At 67.1% G+C, this 14,098-nt stretch carries 19 protein-coding genes; 10 read left to right on the forward strand and 9 right to left on the reverse strand.

All coding sequences use genetic code 11. The features are described 5' to 3' along the window. The first annotated feature begins 28 nt into the window (after positions 1-28). From A4249_RS12310 to truA, 7 genes are read left to right on the forward strand one after another with little or no spacing between them, the layout of a single operon-like run. Positions 29-1,201 (forward strand): polysaccharide biosynthesis/export family protein, encoded by a 1,173-nt coding sequence (locus A4249_RS12310; RefSeq protein WP_066553000.1) that lies wholly within the window; start codon positions 29-31, stop codon positions 1,199-1,201. Between the two features lie 4 nt (positions 1,202-1,205). Next, positions 1,206-1,784 carry a hypothetical protein gene (locus A4249_RS12315; RefSeq protein ID WP_066553002.1) on the forward strand — a complete coding sequence of 193 codons (579 nt, stop codon included), beginning with the start codon at positions 1,206-1,208 and terminating at the stop codon, positions 1,782-1,784. Between the two features lie 32 nt (positions 1,785-1,816). Beyond that, positions 1,817-2,218: an acyl-CoA thioesterase gene (locus A4249_RS12320; RefSeq protein WP_066553004.1), complete on the forward strand. Its 402-nt coding sequence runs from the start codon at positions 1,817-1,819 to the stop codon at positions 2,216-2,218. Positions 2,219-2,275: 57 nt separating this feature from the next. Then, entirely contained in the window at positions 2,276-2,851 is a 576-nt protein-coding gene (def, locus tag A4249_RS12325) for a peptide deformylase (protein WP_039243916.1), read from the forward strand. Continuing rightward, a complete protein-coding gene (locus A4249_RS12330) occupies positions 2,851-3,129 on the forward strand; it encodes a hypothetical protein (RefSeq protein ID WP_082854149.1) in 279 nt (92 codons plus the stop codon). The genes def and A4249_RS12330 overlap by 1 nt, the downstream gene beginning before the upstream one ends. A gap of 18 nt (positions 3,130-3,147) precedes the next feature. Next, positions 3,148-4,071 carry a methionyl-tRNA formyltransferase gene (fmt, locus tag A4249_RS12335; RefSeq protein WP_066553006.1) on the forward strand — a complete coding sequence of 308 codons (924 nt, stop codon included), beginning with the start codon at positions 3,148-3,150 and terminating at the stop codon, positions 4,069-4,071. Beyond that, positions 4,071-4,814, forward strand: a complete 744-nt coding sequence (truA, locus tag A4249_RS12340) for a tRNA pseudouridine(38-40) synthase TruA (protein ID WP_066553007.1) — start codon at positions 4,071-4,073, stop codon at positions 4,812-4,814. Before fmt ends, truA begins: the two co-directional genes overlap by 1 nt. Positions 4,815-4,823: 9 nt before the next feature. Here truA and A4249_RS12345 read toward each other — a convergent pair whose 3' ends face one another. The 4 genes from A4249_RS12345 to A4249_RS12360 form a co-directional block, all read right to left on the reverse strand. Next, positions 4,824-5,867: an aspartate-semialdehyde dehydrogenase gene (locus A4249_RS12345; protein WP_066553012.1), complete on the reverse strand. Its 1,044-nt coding sequence runs from the start codon at positions 5,865-5,867 to the stop codon at positions 4,824-4,826. Positions 5,868-6,200: 333 nt separating this feature from the next. Continuing rightward, on the reverse strand, positions 6,201-7,418 hold the full coding sequence (fabB, locus tag A4249_RS12350) for a beta-ketoacyl-ACP synthase I (RefSeq protein WP_066553015.1): 1,218 nt from the start codon (positions 7,416-7,418) through the stop codon (positions 6,201-6,203). A 66-nt stretch (positions 7,419-7,484) separates the two neighbouring features. Further along, on the reverse strand, positions 7,485-8,018 hold the full coding sequence (gene fabA / locus A4249_RS12355) for a 3-hydroxyacyl-[acyl-carrier-protein] dehydratase FabA (protein ID WP_055754351.1): 534 nt from the start codon (positions 8,016-8,018) through the stop codon (positions 7,485-7,487). A gap of 69 nt (positions 8,019-8,087) precedes the next feature. Beyond that, positions 8,088-8,660, reverse strand: coding sequence for an SH3 domain-containing protein (locus A4249_RS12360; RefSeq protein ID WP_231868706.1), 573 nt, complete (start codon positions 8,658-8,660; stop codon positions 8,088-8,090). A gap of 67 nt (positions 8,661-8,727) precedes the next feature. On the opposite strand from A4249_RS12360, the gene A4249_RS12365 reads away from it, so the two are divergent. Next, positions 8,728-9,714 (forward strand): 2-hydroxyacid dehydrogenase, encoded by a 987-nt coding sequence (locus A4249_RS12365; RefSeq protein WP_066553016.1) that lies wholly within the window; start codon positions 8,728-8,730, stop codon positions 9,712-9,714. On the opposite strand, the gene A4249_RS12370 is transcribed toward A4249_RS12365, so the two are convergent. Beyond that, entirely contained in the window at positions 9,711-10,919 is a 1,209-nt protein-coding gene (locus A4249_RS12370; RefSeq protein WP_066553018.1) for a DUF6880 family protein, read from the reverse strand. The genes A4249_RS12365 and A4249_RS12370 overlap by 4 nt on opposite strands. A gap of 119 nt (positions 10,920-11,038) precedes the next feature. On the opposite strand from A4249_RS12370, the gene A4249_RS12375 reads away from it, so the two are divergent. Continuing rightward, complete coding sequence (locus A4249_RS12375) at positions 11,039-11,290, forward strand: hypothetical protein (protein ID WP_055754349.1); 252 nt, start codon at positions 11,039-11,041, stop codon at positions 11,288-11,290. Between the two features lie 3 nt (positions 11,291-11,293). Here A4249_RS12375 and A4249_RS12380 read toward each other — a convergent pair whose 3' ends face one another. Both A4249_RS12380 and A4249_RS12385 read right to left on the reverse strand, forming a co-directional pair. After that, positions 11,294-12,028 carry a HesA/MoeB/ThiF family protein gene (locus A4249_RS12380; protein ID WP_066553020.1) on the reverse strand — a complete coding sequence of 245 codons (735 nt, stop codon included), beginning with the start codon at positions 12,026-12,028 and terminating at the stop codon, positions 11,294-11,296. A 54-nt stretch (positions 12,029-12,082) separates the two neighbouring features. Next, a complete protein-coding gene (locus A4249_RS12385; protein WP_066555160.1) occupies positions 12,083-12,454 on the reverse strand; it encodes a BLUF domain-containing protein in 372 nt (123 codons plus the stop codon). A 164-nt stretch (positions 12,455-12,618) separates the two neighbouring features. Here A4249_RS12385 and hslV point away from each other — a divergent pair, with 164 nt between their 5' ends. Beyond that, positions 12,619-13,179: an ATP-dependent protease subunit HslV gene (hslV, locus tag A4249_RS12390; protein ID WP_017504950.1), complete on the forward strand. Its 561-nt coding sequence runs from the start codon at positions 12,619-12,621 to the stop codon at positions 13,177-13,179. A 13-nt stretch (positions 13,180-13,192) separates the two neighbouring features. Here the strand turns inward: hslV and A4249_RS12395 are convergent, their stop codons facing one another. After that, complete coding sequence (locus A4249_RS12395; protein ID WP_066553022.1) at positions 13,193-13,774, reverse strand: ClpP family protease; 582 nt, start codon at positions 13,772-13,774, stop codon at positions 13,193-13,195. Further along, positions 13,774-13,980 carry a hypothetical protein gene (locus A4249_RS12400; protein WP_055754345.1) on the reverse strand — a complete coding sequence of 69 codons (207 nt, stop codon included), beginning with the start codon at positions 13,978-13,980 and terminating at the stop codon, positions 13,774-13,776. The genes A4249_RS12395 and A4249_RS12400 overlap by 1 nt, the downstream gene beginning before the upstream one ends. Between the last annotated feature and the right edge of the window lie 118 nt (positions 13,981-14,098).

The following is a 14,098-nucleotide window of genomic DNA, read 5'->3' on the forward strand; positions in this document are numbered from 1 at the left end:
AATCCGCGAACGAGGGCTATCCAGCTTCATGACGCGCACCATTCTGCCGCTTGCAATTGTCGCCATTCTCGGCGGCTGCTCCACACTGCCTCGCGACGGGCCCTCGGGCGCCTCGGTCAACGCCGGGGCTACGACCGCCTCGGCTCTGGGCAGCTATGCGTTGGTGCCGCTGACCTTCGAAGCGACTGAGCGGATGAAGCAGGTTCCGCCGCAGTTCTTCGGCACCCTCGCCGCAGGATCGAGCGATCAGCCTGCAGACGTGATCGGCGAGGGCGACACCCTGGCGATCTCGATCTTCGACCCGTCGGGTGCCCTGTTCGGAGGAACCCTGGGCGCCGGATCCTCGTCAAGCCGCACGAACACAACGTTGTCGGGCGGCAACCAGGCCCTTCCCGGCGCGACTGTCGATCGCAGCGGCTCAGTGACCATTCCTTTCGGCGGCCAGGTTCGTGTTCAGGGCCTGACATCGACCCAGGCGGCCGCCGCGATCCGGCGCGCTTTGGTCGGCAAGGTCGCCAATCCGCAGGTGCTGGTGTCCATCGCCGGCAATGCCTCCAACACGGTCAACGTGCTGGGCGACGTGCGCCAGCCGGGTCGTGCGCCGCTGGGCGTCAACAGCGACCGTATCCTGGACGTGATCGCTGCGGCCGGCGGCTCGGCCCGCACCACCGACGACCTGACCATCTCGATCCAGCGCGAGGGCCGCACCTACACCGCGCCCCTGTCGGCGGTGACAACCGAGTTCGGCGAGAACGTGCGTCTGCAGCGCGGCGACGTGGTCAATGTTCAGTACAAGCCCCGTCGTTTCTCGACCTTCGGCGGCCTGAACGCCGTGGCCCAGGTCGATATGCCGGCCGGTCCCGTGACCCTGACCGGCGCCCTGTCCAAGGTCGGCGGCCTGAACACCAATACGGCCAATGCACGTCGCGTTCTGATCTTCCGCTTCGAACGTCCCGAGGTGGCCCAGGCGCTGGGGATCAATCAGCCGGCCACCCCGCGCGGCGTGCCGGTCGTCTATGAGCTGGATTTCAGCGACGCCGCCAATGTCTTCGCCGCCACCAACATGGAGGTCATGCCCGAGGACGTGATCTATGTGCCCCTGGCCGGCGCCGCGGAGATGCGCAAGTTCTTCGAGGTCGTTCAGAGCCTGACCCGCGTCGTCTATGACGTGTCGGTGACCAGCACGCTCAACAACAACTGACGTCATGGCCAGACGGCGGGCGCTGCTTTCGGGACTGTTTTCACGCAAGTCACCGGCTGCACCCGCCGAGGACACGATCGACCCGTTCGATCGGCCGACCGAGCTTAAGCCGGAAGAACGTGACGCCTTGAGCCTGGCCTTGGCGGAAATCGAAGCCGGGGCGCTGGAAATCTACGCCCAGGCCGGCCTTCCAACGCAGCCGGGCCATTATCGCCGCGATCCCGACACGGCGGACTGGGTTTTCATAGCCCGCCAAATCGAGCCGTCAGAACGCTTCGCCCTGGCCCTGCGCTATCCGCCCGAACAGGGCTGGCGTTTCGCCCGCCTCGAGGATTTGGGCGCGAGGTCGGACCGCGACGATGTGCAGGCCGCTGCGCGTCTGATGGCCGATGTCGCGACCTTGCGGGCGTCTCGGCGCACCGTCCTCACCCAAGAACATCTGCTGACCGCCATGGAACTGGGTGCCGCCTGGCGCGCCTTGCGCGATGCGCAGGCTTTTCGCACATCGCGTCTGACCCTGTCCGTGCCACAGGCCACACGTCCCAAGGCGCTTAAGGGCGACAAGCCGCCGAAGCCGCGCTAGAGAGCCCGCCTCCCCGAACTGCAGGCCCTTCCATGTCCGACGCCCCCGAGTATCCGCCCGAAGATCAGCCCGTCGGTCGCATCATCGCCATGCCCGCCGACACCAACCCCGAGGGCGACATCTTCGGCGGCTGGCTGCTGGCGCAGATGGACCTTGCAGGCGCGACTCCGGCGTTCGAACTGGCCTGCGGGCGCTGCGCCACCGTGGCGTTGGACGGCATGGTGTTTCACCAGCCCGTCTCGGTCGGCGACGAGGTCAGCATCTACGCCCATGTCATCGGCTCGGGCCGCACCTCCATCCGCGTCCAGGTCGAGGCGTGGAAGCGGGCGCGGGGCCAGCCCCAGGCCGCTTCGGTGCGCGTGACCCAGGGCGTCTTCACCTATGTCGCCATCGACGAGCACCGCAAACCGCGCGCCCTACCAGGCAAGGCGTAAAGCGCGGCAAGAGGCGCAAATCTTGACCTTGCGCCGGGGCAGGCCTACGTCCCGGCCATGGCCATTCGACGTATCCTCACCATCGACAACGCCGCCGACCTGGCGATCCTGAAGCAGGTGTCCAAGCCCGTCGCGGCCGTGGACGACGCCGTCCGCGCCCTGATGGATGATATGCTGGAGACGATGTATGACGCGCCGGGCATTGGCCTGGCCGCCGTGCAGATCGGCGCGCTGGACCGCGTGATCGTCATGGACCTGGGCGACAAGGACGGCGTGGTCTGCGAAACCGAGGAAGAGGCGGCCGAGAACGCCGAGGCGCGCAAGAACCCGCGTTTCTTCGCCAACCCGGAAATCCTGTGGACCTCGGACGAGCTCTACACCTACGAAGAGGGCTGCCTGTCTATCCCTGAGTATTTCGACAAGGTGGAACGCCCGGCCCGCGTCCGCATTCGCTATCTGAACCGTGACGGTCAGTCGGTGGAGGAAGAGGCCGAGGGTCTCTACGCCGTATGCATCCAACACGAGATGGACCACCTTAACGGCGTGCTCTTCATCGACCATCTGTCGCGTCTCAAGCGGGACCGCGCTGTGACCAAGGTCAAGAAGGCCGCCCGCGACAGGATCGCCGCCTGATGACCAAGATCGTCCGCCCAGAACGTATAGAACGCGCCGCACGTCGCATCGCGCCGTCCATTCCACGCGGCCGCTCGCTGATCATCGACTCCTCGGGCCGTCGTCGCCTGACGCGCAGCCAGAAGGTCGGCGTCGCCGGCGTCGCCACCCTGGCCGGCGTGGCCTTGCTGGGCGTCGTGGCGGGCCTTCTGCTGGACCGGCTGCTTGATTTCGACGACGCTCTGGACGCAGGCGGCGAATGGGACGAGGGCGGCGGCGTCTTCACCCGCTGGCAGTAATTCTCTAAAGGCGTGCCCATGCGCCTTGCCTTCATGGGAACTCCCGACTTCGCCGTGCCGTCCCTGGCCGAGCTGATCGCCTCGGGTCACGAGATCGTCGCCGTCTATTCACAGCCGCCACGCCCCAAGGGCCGGGGACAGAAGCTCACGCCGTCGCCCGTCCACGCCTTCGCCGAGACCATGGGTCTGCCCGTCTTCACGCCCGAAAGCATGAAGGACGCCGAGGCGATCGACACCTTCAGAAGTCTGGATCTCGATGCGGCCTGCGTCGTGGCCTACGGCCAGATCCTGAAGACCGAGGTGCTGGAAGCGCCACGCCTGGGCTGTCTGAACCTGCATGGCTCGCTGCTGCCGCGGTGGCGCGGCGCCGCCCCAATCCAGCGCGCCATCATGGCCGGCGACAAGCAGACCGGCGTCCAGATCATGCAGATGAGCTTGGGTCTGGACGAAGGCCCCATCCTGCTCAGCGAACTGATGGACATTCTGCCCGACGACACGGCCGCCAGCCTGTCCGAACGGATGGCTCATGTCGGCGCGGGCCTGTGGCCCCGCGCGCTGGCCGCCATCGACCGGGGCGGGGTCACGCCGTCCGAACAGGTCGGAGAGCCGACCTACGCCAGGAAGATCACCCCGGCCGAGGCTCGGATCGTCTGGAGCCGCCCCGCCACCGAGGTGGACGCCCACATCCGCGGCCTGTCGCCCTTCCCCGGCGCCTGGTTCGAGGCCCCGTCAGACGCTGGCCCCGTGCGGATCAAGGCCCTGCTGTCGGGTCTGGCGGACGGATCGGGCGCGCCCGGAACCGTGCTGGATGACGCCCTGGCGGTGGCCTGCGGCGACGACGCGGTGCGTCTGATCCGCGTCCAGCGCGAAGGCAAGTCGGCGCAATCGGCCGAGGAGATGCTGCGCGGCTTCGCCCTGCCGGCCGGGACCGTGCTCGGCTGATGCCGCGCTACAAGCTGACGATCGAATACGACGGCACGGCCTACAACGGCTTCCAGGCGCAGGATGGCCAACCGACGGTGCAGGGCGCGCTGGAGGCGGCCATTCACGCCTTCTCCGGCGAACGAATCCGCATCGCCGCCGCCGGCCGCACCGACACCGGGGTCCATGCGACGGCCCAGGTCATTCATGCCGATCTGGACCGCGACTGGCCCGTCGATACGGTGCTGAATGCCATGAACGCCCATCTCGTGCGCCAGGACGTCTGTGTCCTGGCGTCCGAATACGCGCCCGATCCCGACTGGCACGCCCGGTTCTCGGCGACTGGCCGAGGCTATCTGTACCGCATCCTGAACCGCCGCCCCCAGCCCGTGCTGGAACGCGACCGGGTCTGGCACGTCAAGAAGACCCTGGACGCGGAGGCCATGCACCACGCGGCCCAGGTCCTGGTCGGCCATCACGACTTCACCACCTTCCGCGATGTCGGTTGCCAGTCCAAATCGCCGGTCAAGTCACTGGACGTGGCGCGCGTCACCCGCTTCGGCGAGGAGGTGCATCTGGTGTTTCAGGCGCGCAGCTTCCTGCACCGCCAGGTTCGGTCCATGGCCGGCACCCTGGTCGAGGTGGGGCTGGGTCGCTGGAGCGCCCACGACGTCAAGGCCGCGCTGGAGGCGAAGGACCGCGCCCGGTGCGGCCCCGTCGCCCCGTCGGCAGGGCTCTATCTCAGCGGCGTGCGCTACGACTGAATCCGCCAGTCAGCCGCGCTGCTGGACCAGCACCTCGGCGATCTGGACCGCGTTCAGGGCCGCGCCCTTCCTCAGATTGTCGTTCGAGATGAATAGGGCGAGACCATGCTCGACCGTCGGATCGGGACGCACGCGCCCGACGAAGACCGGGTCCTGACCTGACGCTTCCAGCGGGTTCGGCACGGCCGTCACCACCACGCCGGGCGCCTGTGCCAGCAGATCCAGCGCCTGAGCCGCCGACAGCGGGCGCTCGAACTCGACATTGATCGACAGCGAATGGCCGGTGAAGACCGGCACCCGCACGCAGGTACCCGAGACCGGCAGGCCGGGGATTTCCAGGATCTTGCGGCTTTCGTCGCGCAGCTTCAGCTCCTCGTCGGTATACCCGTCTTCGCCGAGCGTATAGTTCAGGGCCACCACGTTCGCGGCGATCGGCACGACCCACTTCTCTGGCGCGCCGAAGTCCACGGCCCCGCCGTCGCGGGCCAGGGCCGCGCCCTGCCCCACGGCAGCACGCGACTGATCCTCCAGCACGCGAATGCCCTCGATCCCGCCGCCCGAGACGGCCTGATAGGTCGAGACCGTCAGACGCTTCAGCCCCGCCGCGTCGTGCAGGGGCTTCAAAACCGGCATCGCGGCCATGGTGGTGCAGTTGGGGTTGGCGATGATGCCCTTGGGCAGGTTGGCCAGGGCATGGGGGTTCACCTCGGCGACCACCAGCGGCACCTGGGGGTCAGACCGCCAGGCCGAAGAGTTGTCGATCACCACCGCCCCGGCGGCCGCCACCTTGGGCGCTAGGGCCCTGGACGTCTCGCCGCCGGCCGAGAAGAAAACAATGTCCAGACCGGCGTAGTCGGCGCTCGCCGCATCCTCGACCACGATCTCGGTCTCGCCGAAGCGGATCGTCGTGCCCGCCGACCGGGCCGAGGCGAACAGGCGCAGCGAGGCCAGCGGGAAGTTCCGCTCGGCCAACAGCCCACGTATCATCTCGCCGACGAGGCCGGTGGCGCCGACGATTCCCACGTTGGGCGGGCTGGACGGGGAAAAGGACATTCGAGCGTCTCCTGAAGGATGGAGGCGCGGGGTTCAGCCGGATCGACCGCCCCGCGCATCGGCGGGGCTTGGGATCGGGGTTGTCGCTAGACCGTGCGCGCACCCGAAACCGCCCCGCCGAAGCCGGTGGTTTTCGAGGTCATCGCTTTAATCGGGCGTTGCGTCACGGCGACGCTCTCTACGGGTGAGAAACGGTCGTGTAAACGGCCGATCGCGACAAAATCGACGCAGCGAGCTCGGAAGCTAACTTTCCTGCGCAATAAAGCCGTCGATTTCTGTTCCGTCCCGTCATCCTCGGGTGACCCAAGAATGACGGGGCCGAACGGTCGCGTATCAGACCTTCGACAGGATCAGCGTGCCGTTGGTGCCGCCGAAGCCGAAGCTGTTAGACATGACGTGGGTCAGTTCGCCGTCGTAGCGCTGGCGCAGAATCGGCATGCCTTCGAACGCCGGATCGAGATTTTCGATATGAGCGCTTTCGGCGGCGAAGCCGTTCTGCATCATCAACAGGCAGTAGATGGCTTCCTGGGCGCCGGCCGCGCCGAGCGAGTGGCCGGTCAGCGACTTGGTCGAGGAGATCATCGGCATCTGGTCGCCGAAGACGGCGCGCACGGCCTCCATCTCCTTGGCGTCGCCCACGGGCGTCGAGGTGCCGTGCGGGTTCAGATAGTCGATCTTCGGATTGCCGGCCTGTTCCAGCGCGATCTTCATGCAGCGCTGGGCGCCCTCGCCCGAGGGGGCGACCATGTCGTAGCCGTCCGCGTTGGCGCCATAGCCGGTGACTTCGGCGTAGATGGTCGCGCCGCGCGCCTTGGCCCGCTCGTATTCTTCCAGCACCACGATGCCGGCGCCGCCGGCGATGACGAAACCGTCGCGGTTGGCGTCATAGGCTCTGGAGGCGACCGACGGATTGTCGTTGAAGTCCGACGACATGGCGCCCATGGCGTCGAACATGTTGGACATGGACCAGTCGATGTCCTCGCAACCGCCGGCGAAGACCACGTCCTGCTTGCCCCACTGGATCTGTTCGACCCCGGCGCCGATGCAATGGGCCGACGTCGCGCAGGCCGAGCTGATCGAATAGTTGATGCCGCGCATCTGGAACCAGGTCGACAGCACCGCCGACGGGCCCGACGCCATCGCCTTGGGCACCGCGAACGGGCCGATGCGCTTGGGCGCGCCCTTTTCGACCGTGGTCGCGGCCGCCTGCAGGATCACCTGCGTCGAGGGGCCGCCCTCGCCGACGATCAGGCCGATCCGGTCATCCTTGATCTCGTCCGCCGTCATGCCCGACGACTTCAGCGCCTCTTCGAAGGCGATGTGGCCCCAGGCGGTGCCGTTGGCCAGGAAGCGGGCGGCGCGACGGTCGACCAGCTCTTCCCACGGACCGATCTTGGGCGGCGCCCAGACCTGGCTGCGGAAGCCGTATTTGGCGTGGTCGGGAGCATGAACGACGCCCGAACGGGCTTCGCGCAGGGACTGGGTCACCTCCTCGGCGCCATGGCCGATGGAAGAGACGATGCCCAGGCCGGTGACGACGACACGACGCATGGTGTTTCCTTCTTGATGCTTCCTGGTCCGAGGACCGTCCGCCTTGTTCGCGGTTATATAGGGGCGTTAACCGCCCGCCGCCTCATCCTTGGCGCCGAACAGGCCGACCCGCATGTCGTTGCAGGTGTAGATGACCTGGCCGTCGGCCTCCAGCACGCCGTCGGCGATGCCCATGACCAGCTTGCGGTTGATGACCCGCTTCAGGTTGATCTTGTAGACCACCTTCTTGATGTCTGGGGTGACTTGGCCGGTGAACTTGACCTCGCCGACGCCCAGGGCGCGGCCGCGACCGGGACCGCCGATCCAGCCCAGATAGAAGCCGACCAGCTGCCACATGGCGTCCAGGCCGAGGCAGCCCGGCATAACGGGGTCGCCGATGAAGTGGCACTGGAAGAACCAGAGGTCGGGATGGATGTCGAGTTCGGCCTCGACATAGCCCTTGCCATGCTCTCCGCCGTCCGCATTGATCGTGGTGATGCGGTCGAACATCAGCATCGGCGGGGCGGGCAGCTGGGCGTTGCCGGGACCGAACAGCTCGCCGCGGCCCGAGGCCAGCAGGGCCTCATGATCGAAGGACGAAGGATATTGGGACTGGGTCAAGGCGCTTCCGTTTCTTGAGACGTTGCGCGCGGGTTACACGACCGCGCCGCTTCGCTCAACAGCGTGCGGTCAGTTGCGACCCGTGCCTGCGGGGCGATTGGCGTTGCACAGCGCCCGCTCTTGGGTGCCGAACACGGCCCGCTGGGCCACAAAACCCTCCAGCCGTCGCGCCCGGACCTTGCACCAGCCCTCTTCGCATTCGTCCAGCATCACCAGGGCGCGCGGCGACAGGCGCGCGCGCACCGACGCGGTCTCGGATCGGCCCGAGCGGATCGGCACTTCCTCGGCGGTCGTGTTGAAGACATAGCGCCGGCCCGACGACACCGTGCGGTGGATCCAGGCCACGGCCCCGTCCGGGTCGCAGATCTTGCGCCATTCGGTCGTCTCGGCGATCACCTGAACCGGCAGGCCGGCGGCGCGGTATTCCCACAGGATCGGATAATCCAGGCCCGGCCCCTGGCGCGCGCGGACGTGCGAGGACTTCAGCGAAATCCAGCGCGGCACCTCAAGCCCGGTCGGCGTCGGGCGGCCGTCGGGCATGGTCGCGCCGGCGCTGGCCATCACGCCGAGGCCGAGAATGGCTCCAACGAGGGCGATGCGGCGTCGCAGGCTTTGGAAGATGGCGGCGGCTTTGCTAGACACTGATTGGAACGACCCGTCGCGCGGGCTTTGATCCGTCTGAATCGCCGCCCGCTAACCAAGGCCGAGAATGTCCCCCCGCAAGCTTAAGGTCGTATTAACCAGACGCCTGCCCGACGCGGTCGAAACGCGCATGCGCGAGCTGTTCGACGCCGAGCTGAACCTCAAGGATCAGCCGATGGACCGCGCCGCGTTGCAGGCCGCCGTCCAGCGCGCCGAGGTTCTGGTGCCCACGATCACCGACGTCATCGACGCCGACCTGATCAATGGCGCAGGCGAGCAGTTGAAGATGATCGCCAACTTCGGCGCCGGGGTGGACCATATCGACGTCGAGGCGGCCGTGGCGCGCGGCATCATCGTGACCAACACGCCCGGCGTCCTGACCGAGGACACCGCCGACCTGGCCATGAGTCTGATCCTGGCCGTCAGCCGCCGCATCGTCGAGGGCGCCCAGGTGGTGGCCGAAGGCCGGTTCGAGGGCTGGACCCCGACCTGGATGTGCGGACGCAAGCTTTGGGGCAAGCGGCTGGGTATCGTCGGCATGGGCCGGATCGGCCAGGCCTTGGCCCGCCGCGCCAAGGCATTCGGGCTTCAGGTCCACTATCACAATCGCAAGCCCGTCCCGGCCTTGATCGAGGAAGAACTGGGCGCGACCTACTGGGACGATCTGGACCAGATGCTGGCGCGGATGGACATCGTCTCGCTGAACTGTCCGGCGACGAAGGACACCCACCACCTGCTGTCAGCCGAACGACTGGCCCGGCTCCAGCCCCACGCCATCCTGATCAACACCGCGCGCGGCGAACTGATCGACGAAGCCGCCTTGGCCCAGGCGGTGGCCATGCGCGCTCTGTCCGGCGTCGGCCTGGATGTGTTCGAGAACGAGCCTGCGATCCATCATGGCCTGTTGGGCCAGTCCAATGTCGTGCTGTTGCCCCACCTGGGTTCCGCCACCTTGGAAGCGCGCCAGGACATGGGCGACCGCGTCATCGCCAACGTCATGACCTATCAGAACGGCCACCGCCCGCCTGACCGCGTCATCCCGGCAATGCTCTAGCCTGCCGCCAGCAGCCGCTCGGCCGCGTTGGGATATTTCTGCGCCAGCCGCGCCGCCCAGTCGGCCTTGAGCGGCAGCGGCGCGCGCACCTCGCGGATGCGGCGTTCGACCAGGGCGGCGGCCTCGCGGTGCGCGGGCCAGTCCATCAGAAACCCCAGCGCCGTCTCAAAATCGGCGTAGGTCGCGGCGTGAGCCAGGGCGCGGTCCAGCGCCTCCACATCGTCGAAGTCGGGTAGGCGCGCCAGATAGGCCCGCAGCACCGGCGCGGACAGGTCGCGCTCGAACATCGCCCAGCGCAGATCCTGCGCCTCTTCCTTGCGGCCCTCGGCTTCCAAGAGGTCGATCGAGGTCGCCTCCCACGCCGGCGTCAGGACCGGCGGCCCGGCCTGCGGGGATCGCCCGAAGGTCCAACGCCGGTTGCCTGCCGACGGTTTGAGCGCCGCCTCCAGCGCCTGACGCGCTTCGGGAATGCGATCAGCGACCAGCAGCCGCTTGGCCATCACCGCCGCAAAATCCGGCGAGCCCCGTTCCTCCGGCGTCGTCATCGACAGCCACAGGTCCAGATCGCTCGCCCGGTCGGCCAGCCGTCGCACGACCGTCCGCATACCGCGCGCGGTGGATGCAGTATCGAGACGATGCAGCAGCCTCTTTGCCATGTCCGCCGTCAGATCGTCGCCGCCGGCCCCAATCCACCGGGCGTATTCGAGCGGTTGCCGCGCCACCGCCTCCGCCAGTAGACCGACTGAGCTTTCGTCCGTCCGAAGCGCAGCCTCGGCGATCCGCCACAGGTCCGAGGCCGCCGTTTCGAACGCGTTGGCCAGTTCGCCCTTCTGATCCTTGACCCGCGACGCCAGGCCGCGAAACAGGTCGAACCAGCCGATCAATCGCTCCAACCCCGTCGCCGGCGCGGCCTCGGCCAAATCCTCGACGATTGCAGCCCGCAGAATCTCCAGATCGCGCAGCAGGTCCGGCCGCTTTCGCCACGACACGCGCGCGCGGCTGGCCGCGATGGTCGTCAAGCGCTTGTCGATTTCCAGGGCAAGCAGATCCGGCCCCGTCTCGGCCGCCATCACCAGCCTGAGCCGCCGCTTCAGGATCGCATCCGCATCCGCCGCCTGCATCAGCAGTTCGCCCAGACGCTCAGCCCCCAAGCCGCTGAGATTTGCGGCGTTCAGGCGTTTGGGCGAGGCGGGACGTCGGGCCATCAGGCCTCCTTTTCACAAGTCTGTCGGACCGAACTCACACGGCTGTCGAAAACCGCTGGCAGGGGAGGAACCGTCGTAAACGCGCTTCGTTTCCGGCGTCCTGATCGAGGAAGTGTGCGTTGGACTCCTACTACTGCATCGTCAACCTGCCCGGCGTTCCGGTGCGGGACATCTGCGTCCTCGACGCGATTAACGACACGGCGGCCAATCAGGCGCTTGAGGCGATCGCCCGCAACTGGGTCGGGTTCGAGACCCTTTATCTCTATTGCGGCGAGCGTCTGGTGACAGTGCTCAGCAACCCGGCGCTGGGCTTCGCTCCGCCGCTGCCTGACTTGGATCTGGCCGACATCCGTTTCGCGACGGCCGCCTGAGCGTCAGCCGCAGACCGGGCATTCCGGATCAGCGGCGACCCGCACGGTCCGCGCCGAGCCCGCCAGACCGTCATACAGCATCAGCCGTCCCGTCAGGGCCTCGCCCGCGCCGGTGATCAGCTTGACGACCTCAAGCGCCGCCATCGACCCGATCACGCCGGTCAGAGCGCCCACGACGCCGACGCGCGCACAGGTCTCCGCATCCGGCGGGATCTCGGGCACCAGGCATTGATAGCAGGGCTGGCCCGAAAACACCCCGACCTGCCCGTTCCAGCGGCCAAGCGCGCCCGACACCAGCGGCTTGCCCGCCGCAACGCAGGCCGCATTGACCCACAGCCGGGTCTGAAAATCGTCGGTCCCGTCCAACACGATGTCGAAGGCTTCGATCCGCGCCGCCGCATTCTCGGCGGTGATCCGCTCGGCGAAGGTTTCGATCGCGACATGCGGATTGAGGCCGACCAGCCGTTCCGCCGCCGCCTCGACCTTTGACCGGCCGACCTGCGCCGTCGAAAAGGCGATCTGCCGCTGAAGGTTGGACAGGCCCACCACGTCGTCGTCAATCAGGCCCAGCGCCCCGACACCCGCCGCCGCTAGATAGAGCGCCGCCGGCGACCCCACGCCGCCCGCGCCGACGATCAGCACCCGCGCGCGCTTCAGCGCCTGCTGCCCCGGCCCGCCGACTTCGGACAGGACCAGATGGCGCGCATAGCGTTCGACTTCGTCTTCGGAAAAGATCACCGCCCTATCTAGCGCCGCAGAGGTTCCGGCGCGAGGGGCCTGTCGCCTGTCGCCCTAAGCGGCCATCCGGACGTGTTCGCACGACAGCAGCTTTTCCAGACCCGCGCTGGACAGATCGCTCAGGCGCCGTCCGCGCAGAATGTCGGCGGCCTGCCGGTCGCTGAGGGCGCAAAGCCGTGCGGGCTCGCGCATCCGCCGCTGCATGACGGGCCGATCATCCAGGACGCGGATATTGTGATGACGCGGGTCTTTCCAGAGGCGCGACATCAAGCGGTCCAGGTCCGCACGGGCGCCCTCGATCACCTGGGCCGCCTCGCCCTCGTGGAACAGCATGGCGCTGCCGATCTCGTCGCGGCGGTTGTTTCGCTCCGACGCGCCGAGGATTTCGGCAAGCGATTGGGTCGTGTTGTTCGCACCACCGATCATTTCACTCACGAAAACGACGCGATAAAGCAAAACCTGTCCCTCGATTTCAAAGAACCGCGAAAGCGGATTGCGCCTTCTAGCCAATATTGGGGTCAAAATAAGACAGCATTATACCGAGGCGCGACAGACTTGATGCCGATGCCCGGTCGCGCCATCTGATTGCCATGACCCAGACCGCATCCAACTTCCCCGACTGGCACGGCACCACCATTCTGGCGGTGCGCAAGAACGGACGCACCGTGATCGCCGGCGACGGCCAGGTCTCGATGGGCCCGACCATCGTCAAGGGCGCCGCCCGCAAGGTGCGCACCCTGGCCGGCGGCAAGGTGCTGGCCGGCTTTGCCGGCGCCACGGCCGACGCCTTCACCCTGATCGAGCGGCTTGAGGCCAAGCTGGAGCAATATCCTGACCAGCTGGCGCGCGCCTGCGTCGACCTCGCCAAGGACTGGCGCACCGACCGTTATTTGCGCCGGCTGGAGGCCATGCTGCTGGTGGCGGACAAGTCGTCCATCTTCACCGTGACGGGCGTCGGCGATGTGCTGGAGCCGGAATATGGCGTCGCCGCCGTGGGTTCGGGCGGCAACTACGCCCTGTCGGCCGCCCGCGCCCTGATCGAGGAAACCGATCTGGACGCCGAACAGGTCGCCCGTAAGGCCATGAAGATCGCGGCCGAAATCTGCGTCTACACCAACGGAAATTTGACCGTGGAAACGCTCCAGGCCTGATCCGGTGGGCGGGTCAGATCACTTCGGCGATCAGACCGCGAGCCTTTGCCTCCTGGGCCTCAATGTACCAGTTGGCAGGGGCGCGTTTCAGCACTTCCGCCATCGTCACCGACGATCCGCGCACCAGGTTCTCGAAACCCTCGTTCTGGATGGCGATGGAGTGTTCCAGCTCGTTCAGCATGGCGCGAACCGAGGCGATGCAGGTCGTCAGCGGCCCCGTGACGTGCAGTTGCGTGTCCATCTTGCGCTCGTGGATCATCACCCGGGCGCCGCGCGTCAGATAGCGGTTTTCCACCGCAAAGAAGCTCATGAAGGTGGCGCCGGCGGAATAGATCGCCGCCTTGCCCAGAAAGACCAGCCGGCGGGACGGATTGATGTCGCTTTGAAAGCGCACATCCTCGCCCATCATGCGCGCCACCTCCGGATCACCGCCCAGGGTCGACAGTTCGATGACGGTCAGCCCGGTGTCGGGCGCCTCCGCCATCTGCTGGCGAAAGCGCTCGTACATGGCGTAATCGACCGCGCCCGCGAGCAGGATGCGCGGCGTATCGAAAGCTTCGGCGGTCAGAATGCCGCTCGGCGCCGCCTCGGACATCAAAGCTCTGCCGCAGCGGCGGCATCGTCGCTGACGGGATAGCCCTGCGCCGACGCCCAGGACCGGGCTTCACGGATCGAGAAGAAGGCCTGGTTCTGCAAGCGGCGCGATCCGGCGTCATCGATCAGTTCGCACTCCCACCACCGGATCGTGCGGCGATCGGAGGTGTTGCAGGTGCGCGGAACAAGAAGGGCGTGGGGCGTCATGCGCCATCAACGAAAAATCCGCACAGCGGTTCCGCCGAGATCAGGATTTCGTCTTTAGGAACAGACCATTGCATGGCGCCGACGGACGCTGTCTTTACATGAGCCGCCGTGCAAAATT

The organism is Brevundimonas sp. GW460-12-10-14-LB2, from assembly GCF_001636925.1.
Lineage (GTDB): Bacteria > Pseudomonadota > Alphaproteobacteria > Caulobacterales > Caulobacteraceae > Brevundimonas > Brevundimonas vesicularis.

Excerpts from the sequence above, each read along its gene's own strand:
- A4249_RS12310 (WP_066553000.1), top strand. The coding sequence starts at position 29 with ATGACGCGCACCATTCTGCCGCTTGCAATTGTCGCCATTCTCGGCGGC.
- A4249_RS12315 (WP_066553002.1), top strand. The coding sequence starts at position 1,206 with ATGGCCAGACGGCGGGCGCTGCTTTCGGGACTGTTTTCACGCAAGTCA.
- A4249_RS12320 (WP_066553004.1), top strand. The coding sequence starts at position 1,817 with ATGTCCGACGCCCCCGAGTATCCGCCCGAAGATCAGCCCGTCGGTCGC.
- def (WP_039243916.1), top strand. The coding sequence starts at position 2,276 with ATGGCCATTCGACGTATCCTCACCATCGACAACGCCGCCGACCTGGCG.
- A4249_RS12330 (WP_082854149.1), top strand. The coding sequence starts at position 2,851 with ATGACCAAGATCGTCCGCCCAGAACGTATAGAACGCGCCGCACGTCGC.
- fmt (WP_066553006.1), top strand. The coding sequence starts at position 3,148 with ATGCGCCTTGCCTTCATGGGAACTCCCGACTTCGCCGTGCCGTCCCTG.
- truA (WP_066553007.1), top strand. The coding sequence starts at position 4,071 with ATGCCGCGCTACAAGCTGACGATCGAATACGACGGCACGGCCTACAAC.
- A4249_RS12345 (WP_066553012.1), bottom strand. The coding sequence starts at position 5,867 with ATGTCCTTTTCCCCGTCCAGCCCGCCCAACGTGGGAATCGTCGGCGCC.
- fabB (WP_066553015.1), bottom strand. The coding sequence starts at position 7,418 with ATGCGTCGTGTCGTCGTCACCGGCCTGGGCATCGTCTCTTCCATCGGC.
- A4249_RS12365 (WP_066553016.1), top strand. The coding sequence starts at position 8,728 with ATGTCCCCCCGCAAGCTTAAGGTCGTATTAACCAGACGCCTGCCCGAC.
- A4249_RS12370 (WP_066553018.1), bottom strand. The coding sequence starts at position 10,919 with ATGGCCCGACGTCCCGCCTCGCCCAAACGCCTGAACGCCGCAAATCTC.
- A4249_RS12385 (WP_066555160.1), bottom strand. The coding sequence starts at position 12,454 with ATGATCGGTGGTGCGAACAACACGACCCAATCGCTTGCCGAAATCCTC.
- hslV (WP_017504950.1), top strand. The coding sequence starts at position 12,619 with ATGACCCAGACCGCATCCAACTTCCCCGACTGGCACGGCACCACCATT.
- A4249_RS12395 (WP_066553022.1), bottom strand. The coding sequence starts at position 13,774 with ATGTCCGAGGCGGCGCCGAGCGGCATTCTGACCGCCGAAGCTTTCGAT.
- A4249_RS12400 (WP_055754345.1), bottom strand. The coding sequence starts at position 13,980 with ATGACGCCCCACGCCCTTCTTGTTCCGCGCACCTGCAACACCTCCGAT.